The organism is Geodermatophilus sp. SYSU D00779, assembly GCF_054050595.1.
The window spans coordinates 71,259-96,159 of the sequence record NZ_JBJGZQ010000015.1 but is presented as its reverse complement, the minus strand read 5'-3'; the positions used below and the strand labels follow the sequence as shown (position 1 = coordinate 96,159).

23 protein-coding genes, 1 tRNA gene and 1 riboswitch are annotated in these 24,901 nt (G+C 75.3%); of the genes, 7 read left to right on the top strand and 17 right to left on the bottom strand.

Translation table 11 applies throughout. From position 1 onward, the window contains the following. Positions 1–31: 31 nt before the first annotated feature. Complete coding sequence (locus tag ACI79G_RS13940; protein ID WP_456881714.1) at positions 32–1,438, top strand: glucose-6-phosphate dehydrogenase; 1,407 nt, start codon at positions 32–34, stop codon at positions 1,436–1,438. Positions 1,439–1,609: 171 nt separating this feature from the next. Here the strand turns inward: ACI79G_RS13940 and groL are convergent, their stop codons facing one another. From groL to thrC, 4 genes are all read right to left on the bottom strand, one after another. Then, positions 1,610–3,238: a chaperonin GroEL gene (gene groL / locus ACI79G_RS13935; protein ID WP_456881713.1), complete on the bottom strand. Its 1,629-nt coding sequence runs from the start codon at positions 3,236–3,238 to the stop codon at positions 1,610–1,612. A 213-nt stretch (positions 3,239–3,451) separates the two neighbouring features. Then, entirely contained in the window at positions 3,452–4,339 is an 888-nt protein-coding gene (locus ACI79G_RS13930; RefSeq protein ID WP_456881712.1) for an SDR family NAD(P)-dependent oxidoreductase, read from the bottom strand. Between the two features lie 389 nt (positions 4,340–4,728). Continuing rightward, positions 4,729–4,929, bottom strand: coding sequence for a cold-shock protein (locus ACI79G_RS13925; RefSeq protein WP_091218572.1), 201 nt, complete (start codon positions 4,927–4,929; stop codon positions 4,729–4,731). 206 nt (positions 4,930–5,135) lie between these two features. Next, positions 5,136–6,437, bottom strand: a complete 1,302-nt coding sequence (gene thrC, locus ACI79G_RS13920) for a threonine synthase (RefSeq protein WP_456881711.1) — start codon at positions 6,435–6,437, stop codon at positions 5,136–5,138. Between the two features lie 12 nt (positions 6,438–6,449). Continuing rightward, positions 6,450–6,580, bottom strand: a riboswitch (SAM riboswitch). Between the two features lie 60 nt (positions 6,581–6,640). Here thrC and ACI79G_RS13915 point away from each other — a divergent pair. After that, on the top strand, positions 6,641–7,462 hold the full coding sequence (locus ACI79G_RS13915) for an HAD family hydrolase (protein WP_456881710.1): 822 nt from the start codon (positions 6,641–6,643) through the stop codon (positions 7,460–7,462). A gap of 132 nt (positions 7,463–7,594) precedes the next feature. Here the strand turns inward: ACI79G_RS13915 and ACI79G_RS13910 are convergent, their stop codons facing one another. From ACI79G_RS13910 to ACI79G_RS13885, 6 genes are all read right to left on the bottom strand, one after another. Beyond that, on the bottom strand, positions 7,595–8,464 hold the full coding sequence (locus ACI79G_RS13910; protein ID WP_456881709.1) for an ABC transporter permease: 870 nt from the start codon (positions 8,462–8,464) through the stop codon (positions 7,595–7,597). Beyond that, positions 8,461–11,358, bottom strand: a complete 2,898-nt coding sequence (locus ACI79G_RS13905) for an alpha/beta fold hydrolase (RefSeq protein WP_456881708.1) — start codon at positions 11,356–11,358, stop codon at positions 8,461–8,463. Before ACI79G_RS13905 ends, ACI79G_RS13910 begins: the two co-directional genes overlap by 4 nt. Before the next feature lie 74 nt (positions 11,359–11,432). Further along, the gene (locus ACI79G_RS13900) at positions 11,433–12,629 is read right to left on the bottom strand and encodes a LytR C-terminal domain-containing protein (protein WP_456881707.1); all 1,197 of its coding nucleotides are present in this window, start codon (positions 12,627–12,629) and stop codon (positions 11,433–11,435) included. Between the two features lie 581 nt (positions 12,630–13,210). Continuing rightward, positions 13,211–13,579: a DUF3263 domain-containing protein gene (locus ACI79G_RS13895; protein WP_175479555.1), complete on the bottom strand. Its 369-nt coding sequence runs from the start codon at positions 13,577–13,579 to the stop codon at positions 13,211–13,213. A 162-nt stretch (positions 13,580–13,741) separates the two neighbouring features. Then, the gene (rarD, locus tag ACI79G_RS13890) at positions 13,742–14,659 is read right to left on the bottom strand and encodes an EamA family transporter RarD (RefSeq protein ID WP_456881706.1); all 918 of its coding nucleotides are present in this window, start codon (positions 14,657–14,659) and stop codon (positions 13,742–13,744) included. Positions 14,660–14,719: 60 nt separating this feature from the next. Beyond that, a complete protein-coding gene (locus ACI79G_RS13885; protein WP_091218580.1) occupies positions 14,720–15,151 on the bottom strand; it encodes a CBS domain-containing protein in 432 nt (143 codons plus the stop codon). 91 nt (positions 15,152–15,242) lie between these two features. On the opposite strand from ACI79G_RS13885, the gene ACI79G_RS13880 reads away from it, so the two are divergent. Beyond that, positions 15,243–15,653: a DUF5313 family protein gene (locus tag ACI79G_RS13880; RefSeq protein WP_448621291.1), complete on the top strand. Its 411-nt coding sequence runs from the start codon at positions 15,243–15,245 to the stop codon at positions 15,651–15,653. Positions 15,654–15,740: 87 nt separating this feature from the next. Here the strand turns inward: ACI79G_RS13880 and ACI79G_RS13875 are convergent, their stop codons facing one another. Further along, positions 15,741–15,953 (bottom strand): dodecin, encoded by a 213-nt coding sequence (locus ACI79G_RS13875; RefSeq protein ID WP_456881705.1) that lies wholly within the window; start codon positions 15,951–15,953, stop codon positions 15,741–15,743. Between the two features lie 194 nt (positions 15,954–16,147). Here ACI79G_RS13875 and ACI79G_RS13870 point away from each other — a divergent pair, with 194 nt between their 5' ends. Next, complete coding sequence (locus ACI79G_RS13870; RefSeq protein WP_456881704.1) at positions 16,148–16,579, top strand: hypothetical protein; 432 nt, start codon at positions 16,148–16,150, stop codon at positions 16,577–16,579. Here the strand turns inward: ACI79G_RS13870 and ACI79G_RS13865 are convergent. Then, positions 16,543–17,256, bottom strand: coding sequence for a response regulator transcription factor (locus ACI79G_RS13865; protein WP_456881703.1), 714 nt, complete (start codon positions 17,254–17,256; stop codon positions 16,543–16,545). The two genes, ACI79G_RS13870 and ACI79G_RS13865, sit on opposite strands and share 37 nt — an antisense overlap. Before the next feature lie 130 nt (positions 17,257–17,386). On the opposite strand from ACI79G_RS13865, the gene ACI79G_RS13860 reads away from it, so the two are divergent. After that, entirely contained in the window at positions 17,387–18,727 is a 1,341-nt protein-coding gene (locus tag ACI79G_RS13860) for a sensor histidine kinase (protein ID WP_456881702.1), read from the top strand. A 38-nt stretch (positions 18,728–18,765) separates the two neighbouring features. Here the strand turns inward: ACI79G_RS13860 and ACI79G_RS13855 are convergent, their stop codons facing one another. Further along, positions 18,766–18,891: a hypothetical protein gene (locus tag ACI79G_RS13855; protein ID WP_456881701.1), complete on the bottom strand. Its 126-nt coding sequence runs from the start codon at positions 18,889–18,891 to the stop codon at positions 18,766–18,768. Positions 18,892–19,252: 361 nt separating this feature from the next. Further along, a tRNA-Thr gene (locus tag ACI79G_RS13850) sits at positions 19,253–19,325 on the bottom strand. Between the two features lie 146 nt (positions 19,326–19,471). Here ACI79G_RS13850 and ACI79G_RS13845 point away from each other — a divergent pair. Together ACI79G_RS13845 and ACI79G_RS13840 are read left to right on the top strand one after the other, a co-directional pair. Continuing rightward, complete coding sequence (locus tag ACI79G_RS13845; RefSeq protein WP_456881700.1) at positions 19,472–19,612, top strand: hypothetical protein; 141 nt, start codon at positions 19,472–19,474, stop codon at positions 19,610–19,612. A 22-nt stretch (positions 19,613–19,634) separates the two neighbouring features. Next, positions 19,635–19,934 carry a branched-chain amino acid transporter permease gene (locus ACI79G_RS13840; protein WP_456881699.1) on the top strand — a complete coding sequence of 100 codons (300 nt, stop codon included), beginning with the start codon at positions 19,635–19,637 and terminating at the stop codon, positions 19,932–19,934. A 29-nt stretch (positions 19,935–19,963) separates the two neighbouring features. Here ACI79G_RS13840 and ACI79G_RS13835 read toward each other — a convergent pair whose 3' ends face one another. The 3 genes from ACI79G_RS13835 to ACI79G_RS13825 all read right to left on the bottom strand — a co-directional run bounded on the left by ACI79G_RS13835 (position 19,964) and on the right by ACI79G_RS13825 (position 24,718). Next, positions 19,964–22,498 carry a polynucleotide kinase-phosphatase gene (locus ACI79G_RS13835; protein ID WP_456881698.1) on the bottom strand — a complete coding sequence of 845 codons (2,535 nt, stop codon included), beginning with the start codon at positions 22,496–22,498 and terminating at the stop codon, positions 19,964–19,966. After that, positions 22,495–23,952 (bottom strand): 3' terminal RNA ribose 2'-O-methyltransferase Hen1, encoded by a 1,458-nt coding sequence (locus ACI79G_RS13830; RefSeq protein ID WP_456881697.1) that lies wholly within the window; start codon positions 23,950–23,952, stop codon positions 22,495–22,497. Before ACI79G_RS13830 ends, ACI79G_RS13835 begins: the two co-directional genes overlap by 4 nt. Positions 23,953–24,088: 136 nt before the next feature. After that, positions 24,089–24,718 (bottom strand): hypothetical protein, encoded by a 630-nt coding sequence (locus ACI79G_RS13825; RefSeq protein ID WP_456881696.1) that lies wholly within the window; start codon positions 24,716–24,718, stop codon positions 24,089–24,091. Positions 24,719–24,901: the final 183 nt, after the last annotated feature.

The following is a 24,901-nucleotide window of genomic DNA, read 5'->3' as shown; positions in this document are numbered from 1 at the left end:
ACTGCGCCACCGCGCGGGCACACCGACCCGCGTGACCGACCTCCCCCCGACCGTCTTCGTCCTGTTCGGCGCCACCGGTGACCTGTCCCGCCGGATGGTGCTGCCGGCCTTCTTCGAGCTCGCCCAGCGCGGCCTGCTCCCGGAGGACTGGCGGTTGGTCGGGAACGGCCGCGGCGACGTCTCGCACGTGGACTTCGCCGACCTGGTGCACGACGCGCTCACCGAGTTCGGCCCGCACCCCGACCAGGGCCCGTGGGAGGAGTTCGCCGCGCGGCTGCGCTTCGCCGGCGGCGGTTTCGCGGAGTCCGACCCGGGCAGCCTGCTCGACGTCCTCGGCGAGGCGCGCGAGGAGCTGGGCGGCGACCCGCAGCTGGTGCACTACCTGGCCGTGCCGCCGTCGGCCTTCGAGAAGCTGACCCGGGCACTGGGGCAGCACGGGCTCACCGAGGGCGCACGCGTCGTCTACGAGAAGCCCTACGGCACCTCGCCGGAGAGCTTCCGCGAGCTCGACGACCTGGTGCACTCCGTGCTCGACGAGGACCAGGTCTTCCGGATCGACCACTTCCTAGGCAAGGAGGGCACCCAGGACCTGCACGTGCTGCGCTTCGCCAACGGCCTGTTCCAGCACGCGTGGCACCGCGACCACGTGGCGCAGGTGCAGGTCGACGTCCCCGAGGACCTCGACGTCGCCCAGCGCGCGGAGTTCTACGACGCCACCGGTGCCGCCCTCGACATGCTGGTCACCCACCTGTTCCAGGTCGCCGCCGAGGTCGCGATGGAGCCGCCGGCCAGCTTCGACCCCGCCGACCTGCAGGAGGCCCGCGAGGGCGTGCTCGCCGCCTTCCGGCCCCTGGACCCCGACGAGGTCGTGCTCGGCCAGTTCGACGGCTACACCGAGATCGAGGGCGTCAGCGACGACTCGCGGACCGACACCTACGTCGCCGCCCGGCTGTGGGTCGACACCGACCGCTGGCACGGCGTCCCGTTCGTGCTGCGGACCGGCAAGCGGATGGCGGCCAGCGAGCAGCGGGTGAGCCTGCTGCTGCGCCGTCCCGACGGGCCGGTCACCGACGTCCCCGGCCACGGCAACGTGCTGTCCCTGTCGCTGTCGGGGTCGGGCGCGGTGGACCTGCAGGTCGTCGCCAAGGAACCCGGTCCCGACCTCTCCCTCGCCACGGCGACGGCCACGCTGCAGCTGGCCGACGTCCCCGGGGGGACGCCGCTGCCGCCCTACGTGTCCCTGCTGCACGACGTGCTCGTCGGCGACCGGTCGCTGTTCACCAGCAGCGACGGCCTGGCGCACGCGTGGCGGGCGTTCGCCCCGCTGCAGCAGCGCCCCCCGCAGGTGCACCGCTACGCGCCGGGCTCCTGGGGCCCGGAGGAGGCCGAGGCGCTGGCCGAGCCGTGCGGCTGGCTGCTGGGCGACGGACGCCGCTGAAGAAGGACCACCCTTCCCCCCACGCCTCGCACGCTCGGCGCGGGCCCCTGAAGGGTGGCCGCCGTCCGAGAGCCCCGGAACGCCGACAGGGGCGGCCCCGCGAGTGCGGGACCGCCCCTGCCGGGCAGTGCTGGTGGTGCGGTGCCCCTCAGCGCGAGGGGCGGGCGGGACTCAGAAGTCCATGCCGCCCATGCCGCCGTCGGCGCCCGGCACGGCCGGGGCGGCCTTCTCCGGCTTGTCGGCGATGACGGCCTCGGTGGTGAGGAAGAGCGCCGCGATGGAGGCGGCGTTCTGCAGCGCCGAGCGGGTCACCTTGGCGGGGTCGATGATCCCGCTGGCGACCAGGTCCACGTACTCGCCGGTCGCGGCGTTGAGGCCCTGACCGGTCTCCGAGTTGCGCACCTTCTCCGCCACGACGCCGCCCTCGAGGCCGGCGTTGACGGCGATCTGCTTCAGCGGCGCCTCGAGCGCGACGCGCACGATGTTGGCACCGGTGGCCTCGTCACCCTCGAGGTCGAGCTTCTCGAACGCGACGGTGGTGGCCTGCGCCAGGGCGACGCCACCACCGGCGACGATGCCCTCCTCGACGGCGGCCTTCGCGTTGCGGACGGCGTCCTCGATGCGGTGCTTGCGCTCCTTGAGCTCGACCTCGGTCGCGGCGCCGGCCTTGATGACGGCGACGCCACCGGCCAGCTTGGCCAGGCGCTCCTGCAGCTTCTCGCGGTCGTAGTCGGAGTCCGACTTCTCGATCTCGGCGCGGATCTGGTTCACCCGGCCGGCGATCTGGTCGCTGTCACCGGCGCCCTCGACGATCGTCGTCTCGTCCTTGGTGACGACGACCTTGCGGGCGCGGCCCAGCAGGGAGACGTCGGCGGTGTCGAGCTTGAGGCCGACCTCCTCGCTGATGACCTGGCCACCGGTAAGGATGGCGATGTCGGCGAGCATGGCCTTGCGGCGGTCACCGAAGCCGGGGGCCTTGACGGCGACCGACTTGAAGGTGCCACGGATCTTGTTCACGACCAGGGTCGCCAGGGCCTCGCCCTCGACGTCCTCGGCGATGATGGCCAGCGGCTTGCCCGACTGCATGACCTTCTCCAGCAGCGGGAGCAGGTCCTTGACCGAGCTGATCTTGGAGTTGACCACGAGCACGTACGGGTCGTCGAGGACGGCCTCCATGCGCTCGGCGTCGGTGACGAAGTAGGGCGAGATGTAGCCCTTGTCGAAGCGCATGCCCTCGGTGAGCTCGAGCTCGAGGCCGAAGGTGTTGCTCTCCTCGACGGTGATGACGCCTTCCTTGCCGACCTTGTCCATCGCCTCGGCGATGAGCTCACCGATGGCGGTGTCGGCGGCGGAGATCGACGCGGTGGCGGCGATCTGCTCCTTGGTCTCGACGTCCTTGGCGGTCGAGAGGAGGTACTCGGTGACCGACTCGACGGCCTTCTCGATGCCCTTCTTCAGGGCCATCGGGTTGGCGCCGGCGGCGACGTTGCGCAGACCCTCGCGGACGAGCGCCTGGGCGAGCACGGTGGCGGTGGTGGTGCCGTCACCCGCGACGTCGTCGGTCTTCTTCGCGACCTCCTTGACGAGCTCGGCGCCGATCTTCTCCCACGGGTCCTCGAGCTCGATCTCCTTGGCGATGCTCACACCATCGTTGGTGATGGTGGGGGCGCCCCACTTCTTCTCGAGGACGACGTTGCGGCCCTTCGGGCCGAGGGTCACCTTGACGGCGTCGGCGAGGGTGTTCATGCCCCGCTCGAGGCCGCGGCGAGCCTCTTCCTCGAAGGCGATCATCTTGGCCATGTGGTGATGTCCTCCATGCATGGATCGCTGCACGGCCGGGACCGGCGCCCGCGACGGACGACACCAGCGCGGCGGGCACTCCGTCGGCCCGCACACCAGTGCCTCACCGTTCCGACCTGATTGGCACTCGGCACTGTCGAGTGCCAACCCGAGTCTGGCACTCGCCCCTGCCGAGTGCAAGAACGGGGTGACCCGGGCGGCTGTTCCGGGCCGTCAGCGACCTCCCGAGACCTCGGCGGTCGGCACGGGCGCCGGCGCCTGCCGGGCCGCAGGGCCCCAGGGGCCGCGGGCCGCCGCGGCCCCCCACACGCGCAGCACCAGCGACGGGGACAGGCGCATGAGCCGCCACATCACGCGGGCCTGACGCGGCGCCACGATGACCGCCCGGTTGCGGTCCACGCCGCGGAGGACGTCGGCGGCCAGGGCCTCGGCGCTGTACAGCCGCCCACCGCTGAACCGGGTGATGAGGGCACGGGTGTCGATCCCCTCGACGCTGGGCACCCGCGGCAGGTCGGCGGGCATCCCCTTGTCGAGGATCGGCGTGTCCACACCACCGGGGCAGACGACGCTCACCCGGACGCCCCGGGGGGCGCCCTCCGCCCGCAGGCTCAGCGACAGCCCGACCACCGCCCACTTCGTCGTCGCGTACGGAACGGACCCGGGCGACGGCAGGAGGCCGGCCAGCGACGCGGTGTTGACGATGTGGCCGTGCCCCTGGCGCACCATCAGCGGATAGGCGGCGTGCACGCCGTGCACCACACCCCGGAGGTTGACGTCGAGGGTCCGGCCCCAGTGCGCCAGGGCCAGCTCCTCCGCCGGCCCGCCGATCCCGATACCGGCGTTGTTGAACAGCAGGTCCAGCCGGCCGTGCCGCTCCGCGGTGCCGGTGACGAGCGAGGCGACCGCGTCCGCCTCGCGCACGTCGACGACGGCAGCCGTCGCCGTGCCGGGCCCGGTGGCGCGCAGCCGCTCCGCGGCCTCCTCGGCCGCCGCGCCGTCGACGTCGGCGAGGACCACCCGGTCCCCGCGGCGCACCAGCGCCGTCCCCAGGGCTCGTCCGATCCCGGATGCACCACCCGTGACGATCGCGACGCGCGACATGGCCACCCCCTCGTCCCCCGGCGCCGACCGCGCCTCCCGGGGGCAGCGTCCCGCGGTCACGCGCGCGGGACCACACTCCCGCCCACGGCTGCGGCACCGGCTCGCAGCGCGGGCGGACGCGCTCGACGGACCACGGGGACGGCACCGGGTGGCGGTGTCCGAGCGAGCCGCCCCGCGAGGGTCGGCCGGCGGCGCGGGGGCCGGAGGCCCCCGGACGTCGGGCAACGGCTGGGCTCGACGCGACACGTGGACGAGACGTGGTCGCGGTGTCGTCCGGAGGACGACGGTCAGCACAGCACCGAGGCCCGGCCCCCTCTCGGGGAACCGGGCCTCGGTGGTCGTGCTGAGGTGGTTCTCAGGCGCTGTGCCGGGTGCTCGCCTACGCGAGCTCAGGCGACGCGGACGGCGTCGGCCTGCGGACCCTTCTCGCCCTGGACGACCTCGAAGGTGACCCGCTGGCCCTCGTCGAGGCTCTTGTAGCCGTCCATCTGGATGGCCGAGTAGTGGACGAAGACGTCCTGACCGCCGTCGACGGCGATGAAGCCGAAGCCCTTCTCGGCGTTGAACCACTTCACGGTGCCCTGTGCCACGTGCGCTCCCACGTTTCGTGCCTGCGGACGACCTCCCACCGACCAGGGAGGCCGGGTCGAGCTCTTCCGCCCGCAGATCACGAACGTGGAACCGAACCGCGGGAGAACGTACAGCACAAAACGCGTGGTGAGAGCAGGCTCACGCACACGGGACCCCAGATCGAGGGGGACACCCGTCCCCCGCGACCCGGCACCACCCCGGCGGGTCAGCCGATGAGCCCCGCGCCCCGGACCGAGGACAGGGACGGCGCCACCCGGTGGGTCGGCCCGACGACCGGCTCCAGCGGGTCGAGGGTCTTCAGCCCCTCGCCGGTGTTGAGGATGACGGTCTCCTCCGCCGGGTCCAGCCGACCGTCCTCGACCAGCTGGCGCAGCACCGCGGTGGTGACGCCGCCCGCCGTCTCGGCGAAGACGCCGGTGGTGCGGGCCAGGTCGCGGATGCCCCGCACGATCTGGGCGTCGTCCACCCGGCCGACGGCGCCGCCGGTGCGCCGGATGGCGTCGAGGGCGTAGGGGCCGTCGGCGGGGTTGCCGATGTTCAGCGACTTGGCGATCCCGGTCGGCTTGACCGGCTTGACGACGTCCCAGCCGTTGTCGAAGGCGGTGGCGATGGGGTCGCAGCCGGCGGACTGGGCGCCGAAGATCGTCCACTCGGTGGCCTCGACGATGCCGGCCGCGGTCAGCTCGCGGAACGCCTTGTCCACCTTGGTGAGCAGCGAGCCCGACGCCATCGGGATGACGACCTGGGCCGGGATCCGCCAGCCGAGCTGCTCGGCGATCTCGTAGCCCATCGTCTTGGAGCCCTCGGCGTAGTAGGGCCGCACGTTCTGGTTGACGAAGGCGGTGTCCTCGAACTCGTCGGTCTCGGCGAGCTCGCTGGTCAGCCGGTTGACGTCGTCGTAGGAACCGTCGACGGCGACCAGCGTCTGCCCGTAGATGGCCGACTGCACGACCTTGCCCGGCTCGAGGTCCGACGGGATGAAGACGAAGGAGGGCAGGCCGACGCGGGCGGCGTGCGCGGCCACCGAGTTGGCCAGGTTGCCGGTCGAGGCGGCGGCGATCTTCGCGTAGCCCAACCGCTTGGCGGCGGTGGCGGCCAGGCTGACCACGCGGTCCTTGAAGGAGTGGGTGGGGTTGGCCGAGTCGTCCTTGACCCACAGCCCGCCGGTGAGGCCCAGCTCGGCGGCCAGCCGGTCGGCGCGCACGAGCGGGGTCATGCCCGGGTCGAGGGTGACGCGGTCGGCCGGGTCCTGGCCCACGGGGAGCAGCGCGGCGTAGCGCCAGATGTTCTGCGGGCCGGCCTCGATCTGCTCGCGGGTGACCGCCCGCATGAGCTCGGGGTCGTAGTCGACCTCCAGCGGGCCGAAGCACTCGGCGCAGGCGTGCTCGGCGATGAGGCCGAAGGTGGCGCCGCAGTTGCGGCAGACGAGCCCGCGGGCCGGGGACGGCGGGACGGGGCCGCCCGCGCCGGAGTCGGCCTGCAGAGAACCGGGAGCGGTCAGGGTCATGCGACGACTACCTCCTCATCTTCCCCGCGTCGGGCCGTCGAGCCGCGCGGGACGGAATTGGCACCCTTCCGCTGCGCGGACGCGCGGTGCGGCGGTTGCCGGGGCTTCGTCGGGCCGTGTCCCTCTGCCCCTCTGGATGAGTGGAACGCCCAGGACTCTACCCACGTCGCGGGCGTCGCAGTGGGCCGGGCCAGGATGGGCTGGTGAGCACGCGCGTCGTCTACACCGACCTCGACGGCACGATGGTCGGCCCACGCGGCTCCTTCTGGCACACCGAGGGACGTGAGCTGACCGCCGAGCCGGCGGCCACCCTGCTGGAGCTGCACCGCGCCGGCGTGGCGCTCGTGCTGGTCAGCGGCCGCACCTTCGAGCAGGTGGTGGAGGCGGCGCGGATCTTCGCCGCCGACGGCGCCATCGCCGAGCTGGGCGCCACGATCAGCTGGGACGCCGCCCGGCGGACCCACCGGCTGACCGGCGCGCTGCCCGCGGAGCACGCGGGGCGCACGCCGATGGCGGTGATGGCCGAGCTCGGGGTGGTCGACGCCCTGGTCGCCCAGTACCCCGGGCAGGTCGAGTGGCACGCGCCGTGGCACGCCACCCACCAGACCGACGCCCTGCTGCGCGGCCGCTTGGACCCGCTGGCGGTGGACGCCTGGCTCGCCGAGCGGGGGCTGGGCTGGCTCACCCTCAAGGACAACGGGGCGCTGCCGCGCACGGCCCGCACGACGCTGGCACCCGCCGAGGCGCCGGTGCGGGTCTACCACCTGATGCCGCGCGGGATCACGAAGGGCGCGGCGATCGCCTGGGACCTCGAGCGGCGCGGGCTGACCCCGGCCGAGGCGGTGGCCATCGGCGACAGCGTCAGCGACCTCGAGATGGCGCCCGCGGTCGGCCGGCTGTGGATCACCGCGAACGGGGCCACCGTCGACGGCATGGCCGACCTGCTGGCCGCCGTCCCCAACGTGTCGGTGACCGACGCCCCGATGGGCGAGGGCTGGGCCCAGGCCGTCCGCGCGTCGCTGTGACACTGCGATCCTCCGGATCGCACCGCGGCCGATTGCCGTCCCCCTGCTGCGCGGAGCCGCTGCGCGCGAACGCGGGGAGGACCCTCCGGGCCCGTCCCCGCGTCCCGCCCTCGCAGGGCGGCTCACCTCCTGCTACGACGTCACGTCGCGGCGGGAGAAGTGCCGCAAGCCCAGTGCCGTGAACACCACCGCGTAGACCAGCGACTGGACGACGCCGCGGAACAGGTCGCCGGAGTCGACGGGGGTCTGCAGCAGGTCGGTCCAGGCGAACTCCTCCGCGGTCGGGAAGAAGTCGCGGATGGACCCCAGCTGCTCGACCTGGTCGAGGATCGCGAAGACGAACATCGTGAACACCGCCCCGCCGACCGCGGCCAGCGGCGCGTCGGTCACGGTGGACAGCCAGAACGCCAGCGTGCCGACGACGAGCAGGTGGACGGCGAGGTAGCCGACCATCCCGGCCAGCCGCAGCAGCCCCTCCCCCTGGCCCAGCGTGACGCCGACCGGTGTCCGGACGGCGTCGAAGCCGAACGCGATGCCGCCGGCGAGCAGCGCGGTGAGCACGAGCGTGACCAGCGCGCCGACCGACAGCACCAGGGCGGCCAGCCACTTCTGCCGGAGCAGCCGCATCCGCGGCACCGGGGTGGCCAGGGTGTAGCGCAGCGACCCCCACTGGGCCTCGCTGGCCACCGTGTCGCCGAAGAACAACGCGTACACGACGACCAGGAAGAAGCTCGTCGTCGCGAACAGCACGAACAGCGTGAAGTTCAGCCCGCTGGCGGTGGCGACGTCGACGAGGTTGATCCGGCTGTTCTCCTCGGCCTCCTCGGTGCCGCCCAGCTGGAGCGCGGCGATGAGGACCAGCGGCAGCGCCACCATCAGCACCAGGACGCCGAGGGTGCGCCGGCGCTTGAACTGCCGGCGCAGCTCGACCGACAGCCGCAGCGTGCGCTCGGGCCGGTACCCGGCGACCGCCCCGGTCGGCTGCACGTGCCCGGTGGTCACGCGTCCTCCCCCACCAGTGCCAGGAACGCGTCCTCCAGCCGCCGGCGCGGCGTGAACGCGTCCACCGCGATGCCGCCCGCCACCAGCGCCTGCAGCGCCCGCGCCCGGCCGGCGCCGTCGAGGTCGGCGACCAGCCCCTCGTCGGTCCGCTCCACCGTCACCCCGGGCAGCCCGGTGAGGACGGCGGCCGCCCGCTCGGTGTCGGCGTCGTCGGCCAGGCCGACCAGCACCGACCCGCCGGTGCCGACGATCTCCTCGACCGTGCCCTGGGCGATCTTCTGCCCCTTGGCCATGACGACGACGTGGCTGCAGGTCTGCTCGATCTCGCTGAGCAGGTGGCTGGAGACGATCACCGTGCGGCCGGTCGCCGCGTAGGAGCGCAGCACCTCGCGCATGGCGTGGATCTGGGGCGGGTCCAGCCCGTTGGTCGGCTCGTCGAGCACCAGCAGGTCGGGCAGCCCCAGCATCGCCTGGGCGATCGCGACCCGCTGGCGCATGCCCTGGCTGTAGCGGCGCACCGGCCGGTCGATCGCGGTCCCGAGGCCGGCGACCTCGATGGCCTCCGCCATGTGCGCGTCCTCGGCGGGGCGGCCGGTGGCGGCCCAGTACAGCCGCAGGTTGTCGCGGCCGGACAGGTGCGGCATCAGCCCGGTGCCCTCGACGAACGACCCCAGCCGGGACAGCACCGGCGCGCCCGGGCGGATCTCGTGGCCGAAGACGGTGATCCGCCCCTCGGTCGGCCGGATCAGCCCCATGAGCATGCGCAGCGACGTCGTCTTGCCCGCGCCGTTGGGGCCGAGCAGGCCGAGGACCTGGCCGCGGCGCACCTCGAAGGAGAGGTCGCGGACGGCGACGAAGCCGTCCTTGTAGGCCTTGGAGACGCCGGTGAAGCGCAGCGGCACGTCCTCGCCGTCGGGCTCGACCACCGAGACCCGCCGGCGGCGCCGGCGTCCCCACAGCAGCGCGGCCAGCCAGCCGAGCAGGCCCAGCGCCACCACGACGCCGAGCAGCACCCACCAGCGGGAGGTGCCGTCGGCGGCCTCGGTGCGCCCGCCGACCTCCGGGACGGCGAGGGCGGCGGCGTCCCCGCCCCCGGCCAGCGCGACGGAGTAGACGGCCGCCTCGGCCGGCAGCGCGAACGCCTGGTCGGTCGAGGAGACGACCACGCGCATCGTGTGCCCGGCCTCGAAGCGGTGCACGATCCCCGGCAGCGTCACGCTCACCCGCGTCGGCGCGGTCGGGTCGGCGGACAGGCCGGTGAGCGCCAGCGGTGCGACCAGGCCCGACGGCAGCGTCGCCGTCCCGTCGGGGGCGACGTCGTAGAGCTTGGCGAACAGGGTCGCCGAGCCGCCGGGCGAGGCGACGCCGAGGTCGATCGTGGAGGCGCCGACGACCTCCACCGCCTCGTCCAGCGGCTCGCTCTCGAAGGCGGCGAACTGGCCGGGGATCTCGAACGACTGCCCCGCCAGCGCCGAGGCCAGCGAGCCCAGCCCCGGGACGACGGTGATCGCGGCCGGCGTCCCACCGGGGGGCGTGACGACCGGCTGCAGCGGACCGTCGACGGCGACCGCCCGGCGCTGCGCGGGCTCGGTGCCGGCCAGGCCCGGGTACGCCGGCGCGGTCACGGTGCGGTTGCCGCCCTGCACGGTCCCGACGGTCGCGGTGACGCCGGTCGGGGCGGGGAACTCGAAGCCGGTGCCGGGGTCCTCACCCCGGCCCCGCAGGTGCCAGTCGAACCAGCCGGCGACCTGCTCGCGCAGCTCCTCGGTGGTGCGCTCGGAGGCCTGCGCGTCGTGGCCGCCGGCGTACCACACGACCTTCACCGGGGTGCCGTCGGCGGCGATGCCGCGGGCGTTGGCGTCGGCCTGGCCCAGGCCGAACAGCGAGTCCTGGGTGCCCTGGACCAGCAGGGTGGGGGCGTCGATCCGGTCGAGCACCGCGGCCGGGCTGCTGCGGTCGAGCACGGCGGCGATCTCGGGGGTGAGCGTGCCGGTGGACGCCGCGGACTGGTACGCCGCGCAGACCTCGGCGGTGAAGCGGCCGCAGGTCAGCAGCTGCTCGACCGCCTGCGGGTCCACCGCCGCCGGGTCGATCGACCCGAGGTCCGCGGGGAGGTCCGCGGGCGGGCCGCCGGCCGCGGCAGCGCCGTCGCCGTCGCCGTCTCCGTCGCCGCCGCCGAGCGCGCCGAGCAGCCCGCCGGTGGGGGCCGACCCGACGCCGAAGAACAGGCCCGACCACAGCCGCTTGTAGACCCCGCCGTCGGCCGCCTGCGGGGTGGCCGCGACGGTGTCCGCGGCCGGCTCGCCCACCTGCGAGGGGAAGAACGCGGCGGTCAGGGAGTTCCAGGTGATCTGCGGGGCGATCGCGTCGACGCGGTCGTCGTAGCCGGCGCCGAGCAGGGCCAGGGCGCCGCCGTAGGAGGCCCCGGCGACGCCGACCCGCGGGTCGCCCTCGGCGTCGAGCAGGACGTCGTCGCGCCCCGCGAGCCGGTCGAGCAGCGCGGAGAGGTCGGCCACCTCGAACCGCGGGTCGTCCAGCCCGATCCGGCCGGTGCTCTCCCCGAAGCCGCGGGCCGAGTAGGTCAGGACGACGTAGCCGCGGCCGGCCAGGTCGCGGGCGTCGTCGGCCACCGAGTCCTTGCTGCCGCCGAAGCCGTGGGCGAGGACGACCGCCGCCGCCGGCTCGTCGGCCGTCGCGGATGCGGGCAGGTACAGGGTGGTGTCGAGCTCGGCGGCGTCCGCGCCCGTGCCGACGGGGACCCGTGCCTCCTCGGTGGTGACGTCCTCGGCCGCCGCGGCCGGGACGACGGGCAGCAGCCCGGCCACGGCCAGGGTGAGCAGCAGGAGCAGGGCGGCGGACGTCGCGCGGGCGCCGGGACGCGGGCGGGGACGCACGGGCCCGCGAACGGGACGCACGGAGCCGCCAACGCGCGGCCGCGCCCGGTGGTTCCGGAGGCGGGCGGAACCGGTCAGGGCAGCCACTCGCCGGTGGTGACGACCACGAGACCGGGCGTCCCGACGTCCGGGACCTCGAAGAAGCGCACCGCCGGGCCGCTGATCTCCGGGAACTGCTGGACGAGCTGGATGGCGGCGTCGTACTGGGCCTGGTCGCCGTCGGTGTAGTAGACGGTCGTCGTCGCGACGTCGGCGCCGTCGTACTGCCCGACGCCCGCGGACGACCAGCCCCCGGAGGTCAGCTCCGCGGCGATGTCCCCCGCCAGGCCGGGGACGCCCGTGGCGTTGAGCACGGTCACGGGCACGCGCACCGGCGTGGCGGGCGCGGCGTCGACCGGCGGCAGCGGCTGGACGTCCAGCGGCGGCAGGGCGGAGCTCGGCACGGCGGGGGCCGGCACCGTCGCGCTGGGCTCGGTCGAGGCGTCGCGCGAGACCTCCTGGGCCTCGGGCGAGGTGAAGGAGTAGACGCCGAGCACCACGAGGGCGACGACGGCGACGGCCAGCAGGCCCACCGCGGCGCGGCGCACCCCGGTGGTGCGCCGCTCCTCCTGGCGGGCGGCGCGGACGGCGCGCAGCCGCTCGGCCTCGGCGGCCTGGCGCTCCGCACGGAACGCGGCGCGGCCCCCGACGACGCCGGTGGAGCTGCCGGTGTCCGGCCCGCGGCGGTCCTCGTGGTCGTCCGGCGGGTCCGCGTCGCCGTACCGGTCGTCGTCGTACTCGTCGCCGTACCGGTCGTCGTCGTACTCGTCGTCGTGGACGGGCGTGCGGTCGGGGATGGCCTCGGTCGCGGGCGCGGCCGCGCGGGACGAGCCGGCGGGCGTGCGGTCGGGGATCGCCTCGGTGGCCGGCGGCGCGGGCGGGGCCTCGTCGCGGGTCCGGGAGGGGCTGGTCCAGTCGCGGTACCCCGGGGCGGCGCCGGGGGACGACGCGGCGGCCGGCGGCCGGCCGGAGGACCAGGCGGGCTCGTCGGCGGGCTGGGCCGCGGCCGGGTGACCCGTCGTCACCGCGGCGCCGACCGACGCCGCGTCGGCCGCCCACGGGCGGACCCGGTCCGCGGCACGGCGGCGGGGTGTCTCCGCGGGGCGGGCGGCCGGCGCCGGGTCGTCGGCCGGTTCGGGCGTGGGCACCGCCTGGAACGGGGCGACGGTGGTGCGGGGGGCAGCCGGCGCGGCCGGCGCCGCGGCCGCGGACGGCGGCACCGGCAGCCGCATGCGGGTCCGCGGCGCGGGCTCCGCGGGCCGCCGGTCGGCGGACGGGGTCGGCCGCGGGCGACCGGCCGAAGGCGCGGGGCGGGCGGCCGACGGCGCCGGACGGTCGGCGGACGGCGCGGCACCGGCGACCGGGACCGGTACCGGACGGGCGGGGACCGCAGCGGCGCGGCGGGCTCCTGCGGCGCGGCTGCCCTGGGCGGCGGGCACGGCGGCACGTGCAGCGCCGGCGGCCGAGCTGCCGCTCCGTGCAGCGGAGGCACCGCGCGACGCCGCCGGGACGGCAGGGCGGGCGGGTGCGGCGGCGCGGGCCGGGACGGCGGCGCGTGGCGGGGCGGCCGGCGGCACCGGGCGGCCCTGCGGGGGACGGGGGCGACCCGGGTCCTCCCCCGCCTCGAGCAGTCCGTCACGCCGTCGGTCGGCGCGACTGCGGTTGGGCGCCGTCGGGCGGTCGCCCAGCTCGCGTGCGGCCGGAGGCGCGGCGGGCGGGCCGTCGGTGCGGCGTCGTCCGTGCGGGACGGGGGTGCTCCCCCGGTCCGTTCCGTCACCGCCTGGCGCGGCGTGCCTGCCCACGGTGACCAAATCTAGAGGGCGCGGCCTCCGTTGCCCAGGAACTGAGACGATCGACGCTGTCCGCGCGCGGCGCGCAGCCGGCGCAGCCGCCGCACCAGCAGCGGGTCGGCCTCGAGTGCCGCAGGCCGGTCGACCAGGGCGTTCAGCACCTGGTAGTAGCGGGTCGGGGCCAGGCCGAAGCGGTCACGGATGGCCGTCTCCTTGGCACCGGGCCGACGCCACCACTGCCGCTCGAACGCGAGCATCTCGTGCTCGCGGCGGGTCAGGCCACCGGGTCGGGCGGGCGGGTCGGGGACGGGAGCGGGGGTCGGGTCGGCCGCCGGGGGAAGAGGCACCTCGCCCCCCGGCGGGGAGACCGCGGGAGCTGGTTCGGCAGACACGGGAGTCCTCCTTCGGAACACCCCCGACGGTAGTCCCGCCAACCGACATCCCGGAGCCACCGGCGCCCCGTGCAGGTGGGAGGACCCTCTCCTCCCCACCACTCGCGAGCTCGCGGCGGGCCCCGGGAGAGGGCCGGGTGGCGGGGGCGAGGGGGTCCTCCTTCAGACCGGCGCGGGCGCGGCCTCCACCCTCCGCCCGCGGACTCCGGCGCGGGCGTTGCGCAGGCTGTCGACCGTGAAGACGGCCAGGGCGATCCAGACGATGACGAAGCCGGCCAGCCGGGCCGGCGGCATGGGCTCCCCGTAGAGGAAGACGCCGATGGCCAGCTGCATGAGCGGCGTGACGTACTGCAGCAGACCGACCGTGGACAGGGGGATGCGCCGCGTCGCGCCGGCGAACAGCAGCAGCGGCACGGCGGTCGCCACGCCCGAGCTCAGGAGCAGCAGCAGGTGTCCGGTGCCGGCGCTGCCCGCCGTCCCCTCCCCCCGCGCGTGCAGGACGGCGAGGACCACCACCGCGGGGACGACGACCAGCGCGGTCTCCACGAACAGCCCGGGCGCGGCCGCGACGCGGACCAGCTTCTTCATCAGCCCGTACAGGCCGAAGCTGACCGCCAGCGCCAGGGCGATCCACGGCGGGCGGCCGTAGTCGACGGTGAGCACGCCCACCGCGACCGCGGCGATCCCGACGGCGACCCACTGCAGCCGGCGCAGCCGCTCGGCGAACACCACGACGCCGAGCAGCACGCTGACCAGCGGGTTGATGAAGTAGCCCAGCGAGGTCTCGACCACGTGCCCGGAGTTGACGGCGTAGACGAAGACCAGCCAGTTGGCGGCGATGAGCACCGCGGCGCCGGACAGCACCAGCAGCGCACGGCGGTCGGTGACCGTCGCGCGCACCTGCGGCCAGGCGCGCACCGCGGTCAGCAGGACGGCGACGAACAGCAGCGACCAGATGACCCGGTGGGCCACGATCTCCAGCCCGCCGGCGGGCTCGAGCAGGGGGAAGTACAGCGGGAACAGCCCCCAGAGGCCGTACGCGGCCAGTCCGGAGGCGACCCCGGCGCGCCGCTCGTCCACGCGTGGCAGGCTACGCCTGGCCCCGTCCCGAACCCGTGGCCGTGAGGAGGACGGGGTCGCTCACCCGGTCTGGATGTAGTCGACCAGCTGGGCGCGCTCCTCCTCCAGCTGGTCGAGCCGGGCCTTGACGACGTCGCCGATGGAGACGATGCCCACCAGGGCGCCGTGCTCGACGACGGGGACGTGCCGCACCCGGTGCTCGGTCATCGTGCGGGCCAGCTCCTCGACGCCCGCGTCCGGGACGCAGGTGTGCACCTGCGCGGTCATCACGCTGGCGACCGGGTCGGCGAGCAGCCCGGCGCCGCGCTCGTGCAGCGCCCGGACGACGTCCCGCTCGGAGACGATCCCGTCGACGCGGCGTCCGTCCTGGGAGACCACCAGGGCACCGACCCCGTGCTCGGCGAGCAGCGCGAGGGCGGTGCGGACGCTGGCGGCCGCGTCGACGGTGGCGACGTCGGCTCCCTTGCGGCGGAGCAGCTGACGGATGTGCATGCCGGACCTCCTCGCCGTCGGGTCGCGCGGGCCGAGTGTGCTCCCGGTCACAGGCCCCCGGCAACGCCCGGAGCGGCCTACCGTCGTCGGTGTGCGAACCCGTACCGAGACGCGTCGGCCCACGCCGCTGCAGTGGGTGCGTTACGCGCTGGGCGGCCGGCTGCCGCGGGAGCTCTCCCCGTGGGTCCTGGCCGACACGACGGAGCCCGGCTGGGTGCGCCGCCACCTGACGCGGGCGGTGGTGCAGCTGCTGCCGGTGCTCGTGCTGTGCGTCGCCGTCGTCCCCGTGCCGCTGGTCTACCGGCTCTCCGCCGCCGCCGGCGGGCTGCTCATGGGGCTCATCTTCTCGACGGCGTTCATGGTCGAGACCACCGAGCACCGGGTCGCCAAGGCCGGTTACCCGCCGGGCACGGCGGCGCGGCTGCGCGCCGAGCGCAGCGAGCGGGAGCAGCTCGAGCGGCGCTCCCCCTACCGGCGGGACGGCGCCGGCAGCTTCGACTGAAGAACGACCCCCGCCTCACGAGCTCGGCGCCCTGGCCCCCGTCCGGGGCACCGCGCCGCGCCTGCGAGGCGTGGGGGTAGGGAGGTCCTACTGGTCCTCGACGCGGAAGCCGATGGACAGCCGCACCTGGAAGTAGTTGACGTCGCCGTCGACCACCTGGCCGCGGATCTCCCTGGTCTCGAACCACTCGATGTGCCGCACCGTCTGCGCGGCCTTGCGGATCGCGGTGCGGATGGCGTCGTCGACGCTGGTCTGGCTGCTGCCGACGATCTCGCTCAGCCGGTAGACGTGGTCGGACACGGCCGCCTCCAGGGTTCGGCGCCGGCGCCGTCGTCTCGGCGCCGGCCGAGCGCCACGCTAGCGGCGGGCCGCCCGGCCCACCACGGGACGGGCTTTACCCATTCCTTACCCGGCGCTGGTCCCGCACCGGCCGCCGACCGCCTAGCGTGGAGGGAATCCCTCCCCGCCCCTCGGACACCCGCGGCAGGACGACGATGACGGATCTACACCTCGTGGTCGGTGGTCTGCTCACCCGCGACCCCGTGCTGGCGCCCCTGCTGCTGAACTACGCCGCGGCCCTGCAGTGGGCGCAGGCTCCGGCACCGACCTCGATCGCCCCGAGCTGGGCGGCCGACGAGCGCCCCGGCGCCCCGGACGGCGGTGAGCTGCTCACCGTCGAGGCGCACGTGTCCCGGGACACCCCGCACCCGCACCGCTGCCTCGACACGGTGCTCGACACGGTGCACACCGTCCTGACCCGCGGGCCGATCCGCGTCGAGCGCCTGGCCGACGTCGACGTCCCGGACATCGGCGGGGGGACCGTCTCCCGCGCCGCCACCTGGGCGCTGACCCTGGCCGCGCCGGACGTCCTCGACCGGCCGGCCACCGGCTACCGACCGTCGGGGGCGGCCAGCTCCAACCGGTAGCCGTGCCCGCGCACGGTGACGATCTGCGGTACCCGGCGGCCGGGCGGGGCGACCTCCTGCAGTTTGCGCCGCAGCGCCGCGACGTGGACGTCGAGGGTCTTCGTCGAGCCGAACCAGTTCTCGTCCCAGACGTCGGCCATCAGCTGCTCCCGGCTGTGCGCCACCTCGGGCTGGGCGGCCAGCCGCGCGAGCAGGTCGAACTCCTTGGGTCGCAGGTGCACCTCGCCGCCGGCCACCGTGACCCGGTGCCGGGCGACGTCGACCACCAGGTCACCCACGGCGCGGACGGCGGGCCCCGTCGTCCCGCTGCTGCCACCGCGGCGCAGGTGCGCCCGGAGGCGGGCGTGCAGCTCGGCCAGCCGGACCGGTTTGACCAGGTAGTCGTCGGCGCCCGCCTCCAGGCCGACGACGACGTCCATCTCCGCCGAGCGCGCCGTCAGCATCACCAGCACGCACCCCGGCTGGGTGGCCCGCAGCTGCCGGCACACCTCCACGCCGTCGAGGTCCGGTAGGCCGAGGTCGAGCAGGACGAGGTCGACCGGGGCGGCCGCGGCGCGGGCCAGACCCGCGGCACCGGTGCGCTCCCAGGCCACGTCGTAGGCGTGGCTGCGCAGGCTCGACACCAGCGCCTCGCCGATGGACGTGTCGTCCTCGACCAGCAGCACTCGACCGGCCATGCGGGCATGGTGGCACCCCGTCCCCGGCCGCGGGTCCCGTCCGGCCGCGGCGGGATGCGGTGACAGCGCCCGCCGGCCGGAGCACGCTGACGGTCCCGAGCACCGTGACCGCCGGAGGGAGGTCCCGCCCGTGCGGACCCGGATCATCGCTCTCGCCGTCCTGACCTCCGTGCTCGCCACCTGCCTGTTCGCGGTCCCCCTGGCCGTGGCGGTGCTCGACTACTTGGTGCAGCACGAACGCACCCACCTCGAGCGCGCCGCGAGTTACGTGGCGATCGAGGTCTCGGGGGAGGTCTACGACGGGGACCCGATCGACCCCGAGGACCTCGAGGTCTACGACGAGGACTACGCCGTCGCCGTCTACGACGAGGACGGCGACCGACGGGCCGGCGCCGTCCCGGGCGACCACTCCGAGCTGCTCTCCCAGGCCCTCGACGGTGGGGTGGGTTCGCGGACGGGGGGCGACCTCCTGCTGGCCGCCTTCCCCGTCACCCACTCCGACGACGTGGTCGGCGCCGTACTCGTGGCCACCCCGCGGACCACCGTGCTGTGGAACGTGAGCGTCCTCTGGGGGGCGATGGCCGGCCTGGCGGCTGCCGCGGTGGCCGTCGCCTGGTTGGTCGGACGACGGCAGGCCCGCCGGCTGGCCCGGCCGCTGGAGGACCTGGAGGAGAGCGCCCGGCGGCTGGGCGACGGCGACTTCAGCGTCCGCAGCCACCGGGGCGGGATCGAGGAGATCGACGCGGTGGGGGCCGCGCTCGACGCGACCGCGATGCGCCTGGACGAGCTGCTCGCCCGCGAGCGCGCCTTCTCCGCCGATGCCTCCCACCAGCTCCGGACCCCGCTGGCGGGCATGCGGCTGCGCCTGGAGGCCGCGCTCGAGCGCTCCGACGCCGATCCGCGGCCGGCGATCGCCGCGACCCTGGTCGACGCCGACCGCCTCGAGGCGATCATCGACGAGTTGCTGACCCTGGCCCGGGTCGGGCAGCGCGCGCGGGACGCTCTGGTGGAGCCGCTGGACCTGGAGACCCTGATCGGGGAGCTGTCGCCGGAGTGGGGCGCGCGCCTGGCACTGCACGGCCGCGACCTCGCCGTGCGGGTCGACCCGGACGCCCCGCACGCGCGGGCGTCGGGCGCGGCGGTGCGTCAGGTGCTCGGGGTCCTGCTCGACAACGCCGTCACCCACGGCCGCGGAACGGTCACGGTCGCCGTCCGCGAGGCCCCCGGAGCCGTCGCGGTCGACGTCGCCGACGAGGGCCCGGGCGTCCACGACGCCGAGGACGTGCTCTTCGCCCGCCAGGCCGACCGCCGGGACGGACACGGCATCGGCCTGGCCCTGGCCCGTCGCCTGGTGGAGGCCGAGCAGGGCCGGCTGACCCTGACGCGGGTGTCGCCGCCGGTGTTCACGCTGCTGCTGCCGACGGCGGTGCGCGAGGACGACGCCGTCCCGGCCCGGCAGCCCGGCGGCTGAGGTCCGCCCCGGCCGCCGGGCGGTGCCGGTCCTCGGGCCTACTCCCTGGCCGTGCCGGCGTCGTGGTGGCGCTCGGCCCGCCTGCTCTGGTGCCAGTACACGCCTGCAGTCAGCGCGATCAGCACGATGATGACCGCCATGATGACCAGGTCCAGTGGTGACACCGGTACATCCCATCCTTCCGTCGTCGTCCGGACGTGCCGCGCACGAGTGCCCCCGCGCTGGCGCCGTGACCGGGCACCGGTGGCAGGGGCCGGACACCCACCTCGCGCGTCCGGCTCCCCGGACGCGAGCGGGAGGGTGGCCGGAGTCCCGGCCACGACCTCCGTGCGGCAGCTCCGATGCGGTACCGGTCCGGCCCGAGACGGGCTGGACCGCTGTGGTCACGGCCGGGGACCCTAGGGAGGACGGATGCGTTCCGGTATCGGGCCGGACGACGCTTTACCGAGTTCTTGCCGTCCGTTTGCGTTCTTGCCGTCCGTCTGCCCGCCGGGACCGCCGGCACCGGACGACGTGAGCTGTGTGAGCCGACGGGGGGACTCGAACCCCCAACCGCCCGATTACAAGTCGGGTGCGCTACCAGTTGCGCCACGCCGGCGGGACACGGGACCAGGTCCCGGGGACGAGCATAGGGAGACCGCAGGGAAGAGGCTCCTCGGCGTCCGCCGGGAGCCGCGCCGGTCCGCTGCGACTCGGGCACCCGGTCAGCCCTCGAGTCGCTTCACGGTCTGGTGGGAGACCGCGATGCTGCTCCTGCACGGGCAGATGATGCCGGTCGCGTACGCCGCCTCCACCGTCCTGCTCCTGCTGCGCCATGGCCTCGGCCGCCGGGACGGCCGCGGCGACGCCGTCCGCCCGTCCGAGCGGGAGGCCGTCCGCGCCTGAGCCCGGATCCGTCGCCGCGGTCGTGGCGGTCTCCGCCCTCACGTGGGGCCTGCGCGCCGCGCGGTTCGCCGTCCTGGCGCCCATGCGCGGGAGCGCCGTCGTCACCCACGTGGGCGGGCACATGCCGCTCGGTGTGATGGCGGTCCTCGCTGCCTACACGCTCCGCGACGTCCCGACCGACGGCGCGGTGGCCGCGCTGCCCTTCGTCGTCGCGGTCGCGGTCACCGTCGGTCTGCACCTGTGGCGGCGCAACGCCCTGGTCAGCATCCTCGCCGGCACCGTCGTCCACGTCGCCCTCGCGACCGCGTTCGCCGGCGGCTGAGCCGGGCTCAGCCGCCGGCGAACGACGGGTCAGAGCCGCGGGTCGACCGGCTCGGACTCCAGGGCCAGGACGGCGAAGACGCACTCGTGCACCCGCCACAGCGGCTCGCCCCGGGCCAACCGCTCCAGTCCCTCCACGCCGAGCGCGTACTCCCGGAGGGCGAGTCCGCGCTTGCGCCCGAGCGAGCGCTCCCGCAGCCGCTCGAGGTGCTGCGGCTCGGTGTAGTCCGGGCCGTAGACGAGCCGCAGGTACTCGCGTCCGCGGACCTTCAGCCCGGGCTGCACCACGCCGCGTCGGCCGCGGGTCAGGTTGGCCGCGGGCTTCACGACCATGCCCTCGCCACCGGCGGCGGTCATCTCCTCCCACCACGCCGTCGCCTCGGCCTCGCTCGTCGGGTCGGTGACGTCGACGGGGAGCCAGCGGGTGCCGCGGACCAGCTCGGGGTCGCTCTCGGCGAGGCGGTCGGCGAGCGCCAGGTGCCAGGCGTGCGGCCGGTCGGCGTACGTCGTCCCCGCCGTGGCCAGCAGCTGGAACGGCGCCAACGCGACGCCGGTCAGCCCGTCGGTCGGCCAGCAGTAGCGCCGGTAGACCCCGGTGAAGGCCTCGGCGTCGGCGGTCCGTCGGCGCTGACGGTCGAGCAGGTCGGCGACCTCCAGGCCCCGCGCGGCCGCCTGCTCCAGTGCCGAGACCGCCGCCGGCAGCGCCGTCCGCGCCGCGGCGCCGACCGCCGCGTACTGGGAGCGGATGAGGTCCCCCGCCTTGACCGACCACGGCAGCAGCTCCGCGTCCAGGAGCACCCAGTCGGTGCCCAGCTCCGCGAACAGCCCGGCCTCGTCGACGGCGGCGCCGAGTCGGGCCAGGAACGCGGCGGTGAGCTCGGGGCCGAAGACGGAGCGGCCGGTGCGGGTGTGCAGCACGCCGCTGCCGTCGCGGCGGACCAGCGCCACCGCGCGGGAACCCATGTGCTTCTCCTGGCAGACCACCTCGGCCACGCCCTCGCCGCGGTAGTGGGCGAAGGCCTCGGCCGGGTGCTCGAGCAGCCCCGGCCGGGTGGAGGTGGCCGAGGGGCTCATCGTCGGGGGCAGGTACAGCAGCTGCTCCGGCGCGACCGCGAAGCGGCTCATCACCTCGATCGCGGCCGCGGCGTTCTCCTCCCGCACGGTCACCCGCCCGGCGAGCCGGGTCTCGACGACCCGCTTGCCGAGGACGTCGTCGACGTCCAGGACGCCGTCGGCACGTCGGGCCTCGACCGGCGGGGCGGCGTCCTCCGCGGGCAGGAAGGGGCGGGCGGGCTCGTAGTACGTCTGCCGCGCCGCGACGCTGACCAGCTCCCTCTCGGGGTAGCGCAGCGCGGTGAGCCGGCCACCGAAGACGCAGCCGGTGTCCAGGCAGAGGGTGTCGTTCACCCACTCCGGTGTCGGCACCGGGGTGTGCCCGTAGAGCACCGTCGCGCGGCCGCGGTACTCGGTCGCCCACGGGTAGCGCACCGGCAGACCGAACTCGTCGGTCTCCCCGGTCGTCTCGCCGTAGAGGGCGAAGTCCCGCACCCGGGCGCTGGAGCGGCCCTGCAGCGACTCCTTGAGCCCCGCGTGCGCGACGACGAGGGCCCCGCCGTCGAGGACGTAGTGGCTGACCAGACCCGAGCAGAACTCCTCGACCTCGCGCCGGAACCCCTCGTCCTCGGCCTCGAGCTGGGCCAGCGTGCGCTCGAGCCCGTGGGTGACCTGCACGTTGCGTCCCCGCAGGGCGCGCACCAGCTTGTCCTCGTGGTTGCCGGGGACGCACAGCGCGTGGCCGGCGGCGACCATGCCCATGACCAGCCGCAGCACGCCGGGCGAGTCCGGGCCGCGGTCGACGAGGTCGCCGACGAAGACCGCCCGGCGCCCGGCCGGGTGCTCGGCGTCCACCGCTCGACCCTGCTCGTCCCGGCGCAGGTCGTAGCCGAGCGCGCCCAGCAGCTCCTCGAGCTCGGTGCGGCAGCCGTGCACGTCGCCGATGACGTCGAACGGACCGGTGTCCTCGCGCCGGTCGTTGTACTGCTTCTCGTAGGTGACGACCGCCCGCTCGATCTCCTCGGTGCCGTCCAGCACGTGCACCTTGCGGAAGCCCTCCCGGCCCAGCCCGCGCAGGCCCCGGCGCAGGTCGGCCCGCTGCCGGCGGACCACGCCGGGTGCCAGGTCCCGGTCCGGGCGGAGCGCGTTGCGGGCCAGGCACTCGCTCTCCGGCACGTCGAGGACGATCGCCACCGGCAGCACGTCGTGCTCGCGCGCCAGCCGCACGAGGGACGCGCGGTCCTCGGCCTTGACGTTGGTGGCGTCCACGACCGTCAGCCGCCCACCGTGCAGCCGGATGCCGGCGATGTGGTGCAGCAGCGCGAAGGCCGCCGGGGTCGCCGACTGGTCGTTCTCGTCGTCGGCCACCAGACCCCGGCAGGAGTCGCTGGAGAGGACCTGGGTGGGCGCGAAGTGCCGGCGCGCGAACGTGCTCTTGCCCGACCCGCTCACCCCGATCAGCACGACGAGGCTCAGCTCCGGGACGACGACCGTGCGCGGTCCGGCGCTCATGCGGCCACCCCCACCGCACGCCGGGTGAACACGGCCATCTGGGTGGGGGTGCCGACCTCCGGGTCGTCGTCCCCGACACCGAGCAGCCGGACGGCGTAGCCGTAGCGCTCCCCGACGGCGGCTGCCCAGCCGGCGAACTCCCGGCGAGTCCACTCGAACCGGTGGTCGCGGTGCCGGAACGCGCCGGCGGCCAGCCCCTCGAACCGGACGTTGTACTCGGCGTTGGGCGTCGTCACGACGACGGTCGTGGGGGCGGCGGCGCCGAAGACGGCGTGCTCGAGCGCCGGCAGCCGGCCGGGGTCGAGGTGCTCGACGACCTCCATGAGCACGGCGGCGTCGTAGCCGCGCAGCCGGGCGTCGGTGTAGGTCAGGCCGCTCTGCAGCAGCCGGATCCGTACGCGCTGCCGCTCGGGCAGCCGGTCCAGCCGCAGCCGCCGGGCGGCCACCTCCAGCGCCCGGGCGCTGACGTCGACCCCGACGACCTCGGTGAACGCCGACTCGGCCAGGAGCGCCTGGAGGAACGCGCCGGCGCCGCAGCCGAGGTCGACGACCCGCTGGGCGCCGGCCGAGCGCAGGGCGGCCAGCACCGCACCGTGTCGCTGCAGCGCCAGCGGCACCGGACGCCCGGCGTCCTCCTCGTGCTCGGCCGTGCGCGGGCCCCCCGCCGCCGCGTCCGGAGGAGCGGTGGCGTCGTCCAGCGTCTCGACCGCGGTGTCGTCGACCTCGGCCAGCCGCTCGATGGCGCGGCGGGTGAGCGCGGTCCGGTGGCCGAGGTAGCGGCGGGTGATCAGGTCGCGGTCCGGGTGGGTCGCCAGCCAGCCCGAGCCGGCGCGCAGCAGCTTGTCGATCTCGTCGGTGCCGATCCAGTGGTGCCTGGCGTCGTCGAGCACCGGCAGGGCGACGTAGAGGTGGTTGAGCGCATCGGCCAGCCGCAGCTCACCGGTCAGCCGCAGGTCGACGTACCACGAGTCGCCCCATCCGGGGAACGTCTCGTCCAGCGGCACCGCCGTCGCCTCGACCCGCCAGCCCAGCGGGGCGAAGAAGCGGTGCGCCATCTCCGTCCCGCCCCGGCAGGACAGCGCGGGGACGTGGACCTCCAGCGGCAGCGCGACGTCGACCAGCCCGGGGCGCTCCCTGCTCACGCCACGGCGGGCGCTGGCGAAGGCCTTGCCCAGTGCGACGGCCAGGAGGCTGGAGGCGGCGTAGGGCCGGTCGTTGACGTGCTGGGCCAGCGCCGCACCCTCCGGGCTCCCGGCCCGCGCCGACCGCACCAACCCGATCGGGTCCACCTCGAGCAGCAGGGCGACGGTGCAGCGGTGCTCGTCCGCCTCCGGGTAGAACACGTGCGCCGTGCCGGTCGAGACCTCGACCTGCTGCGCCCGTGCGGGGTTCTTGTGCAGCAGGAAGCCCAGGTCGGTGGCGGGCACGTGGGTGGTGGACAGGGTGACGAGCACGCCGCAGTGTCACCGACCGCCCCCGTCCGGTCGACTCCCTTTCGTCGGACGCGCCGGGATGGAACCCGAGCGGGCGGCCCCGTCCAGGGCACCGCCCCGAGCCTGCGAGGGGTGGGGAGGACGGGGTCCTTCTTCTTCAGGCCGCGGCGTCACCGTGCTTGAGGTCACCGCTGGGGTCGCTGCCGGCCAGCGGGAGGCTGGAGAGCCACCGGGCGAAGCCGTCGGGGTCGCGCCGCTCGAGCTCGTCGAGGGTCTGCTCGCGCCGGACGACGATCGCCTCGCGGGTGCGGGCGTCGAGCGGGCCGGACAACGCCGTCGTCGTCCGGACCCACTCCTGTCCGAGCGCCTCGGTGGACAGCGAGGACACCGGCGGCAGCGGGACGGCGGGCTGGCGGGCCCCGGCGACGGCCGACGGCGACGTCCTCGGGGAGCTGCGGACCAGCCAGACGACGGTCCACGTGCCCGCGGCCACCCCGGCGACCATCAGGGTGAGCACCGCCCCGCCGAGCACGGCGGTCCCGGACAGGACCAGCAGGACCGCGACGGTCGCCACCCCTGCCTTCCAGGCCGCGTCGACGACGGCCTGCTGCCCGGGGCGGGACTCGCGGGCCACCCCCGCCGCCAGGCAGGCGGACACCAGCGCGGCGAGCCCCACCGCGACCAGGCCCGGCGGTCGCAGGGCCAGGCCGCCGACGACGGCCAGCCCGGCGCCGGCGACGGCGCCGGGCCAGAACAGGAGGCGGGGAAGCGGACCGCGGGTGGACACGGGGCACCCTCCAGGGAGGACCGGACTCGGGAGGCCGGGCGATCACCGACGAGCGGCGACCCGGGTCCCGCCCCTACCCATCCGCACGCCTCTTGCACCCTCCGTGGCGGGACCGTCTTCCCACGCAGGCCCCGGGCGAGGAACCTCGACGGCACCCACGGGGGACGACCGTCATCCGGAGGT

Coding starts and splice junctions, on each gene's coding strand:
- groL (WP_456881713.1), bottom strand. CDS start 3,238: ATGGCCAAGATGATCGCCTTCGAGGAAGAGGCTCGCCGCGGCCTCGAG.
- ACI79G_RS13930 (WP_456881712.1), bottom strand. CDS start 4,339: ATGTCGCGCGTCGCGATCGTCACGGGTGGTGCATCCGGGATCGGACGA.
- thrC (WP_456881711.1), bottom strand. CDS start 6,437: ATGACCCTGACCGCTCCCGGTTCTCTGCAGGCCGACTCCGGCGCGGGC.
- ACI79G_RS13900 (WP_456881707.1), bottom strand. CDS start 12,629: ATGCGGCTGCCGGTGCCGCCGTCCGCGGCCGCGGCGCCGGCCGCGCCG.
- ACI79G_RS13885 (WP_091218580.1), bottom strand. CDS start 15,151: ATGCACATCCGTCAGCTGCTCCGCCGCAAGGGAGCCGACGTCGCCACC.
- ACI79G_RS13870 (WP_456881704.1), top strand. CDS start 16,148: ATGACGGATCTACACCTCGTGGTCGGTGGTCTGCTCACCCGCGACCCC.
- ACI79G_RS13865 (WP_456881703.1), bottom strand. CDS start 17,256: ATGGCCGGTCGAGTGCTGCTGGTCGAGGACGACACGTCCATCGGCGAG.
- ACI79G_RS13845 (WP_456881700.1), top strand. CDS start 19,472: ATGCTGCTCCTGCACGGGCAGATGATGCCGGTCGCGTACGCCGCCTCC.
- ACI79G_RS13835 (WP_456881698.1), bottom strand. CDS start 22,498: ATGAGCGCCGGACCGCGCACGGTCGTCGTCCCGGAGCTGAGCCTCGTC.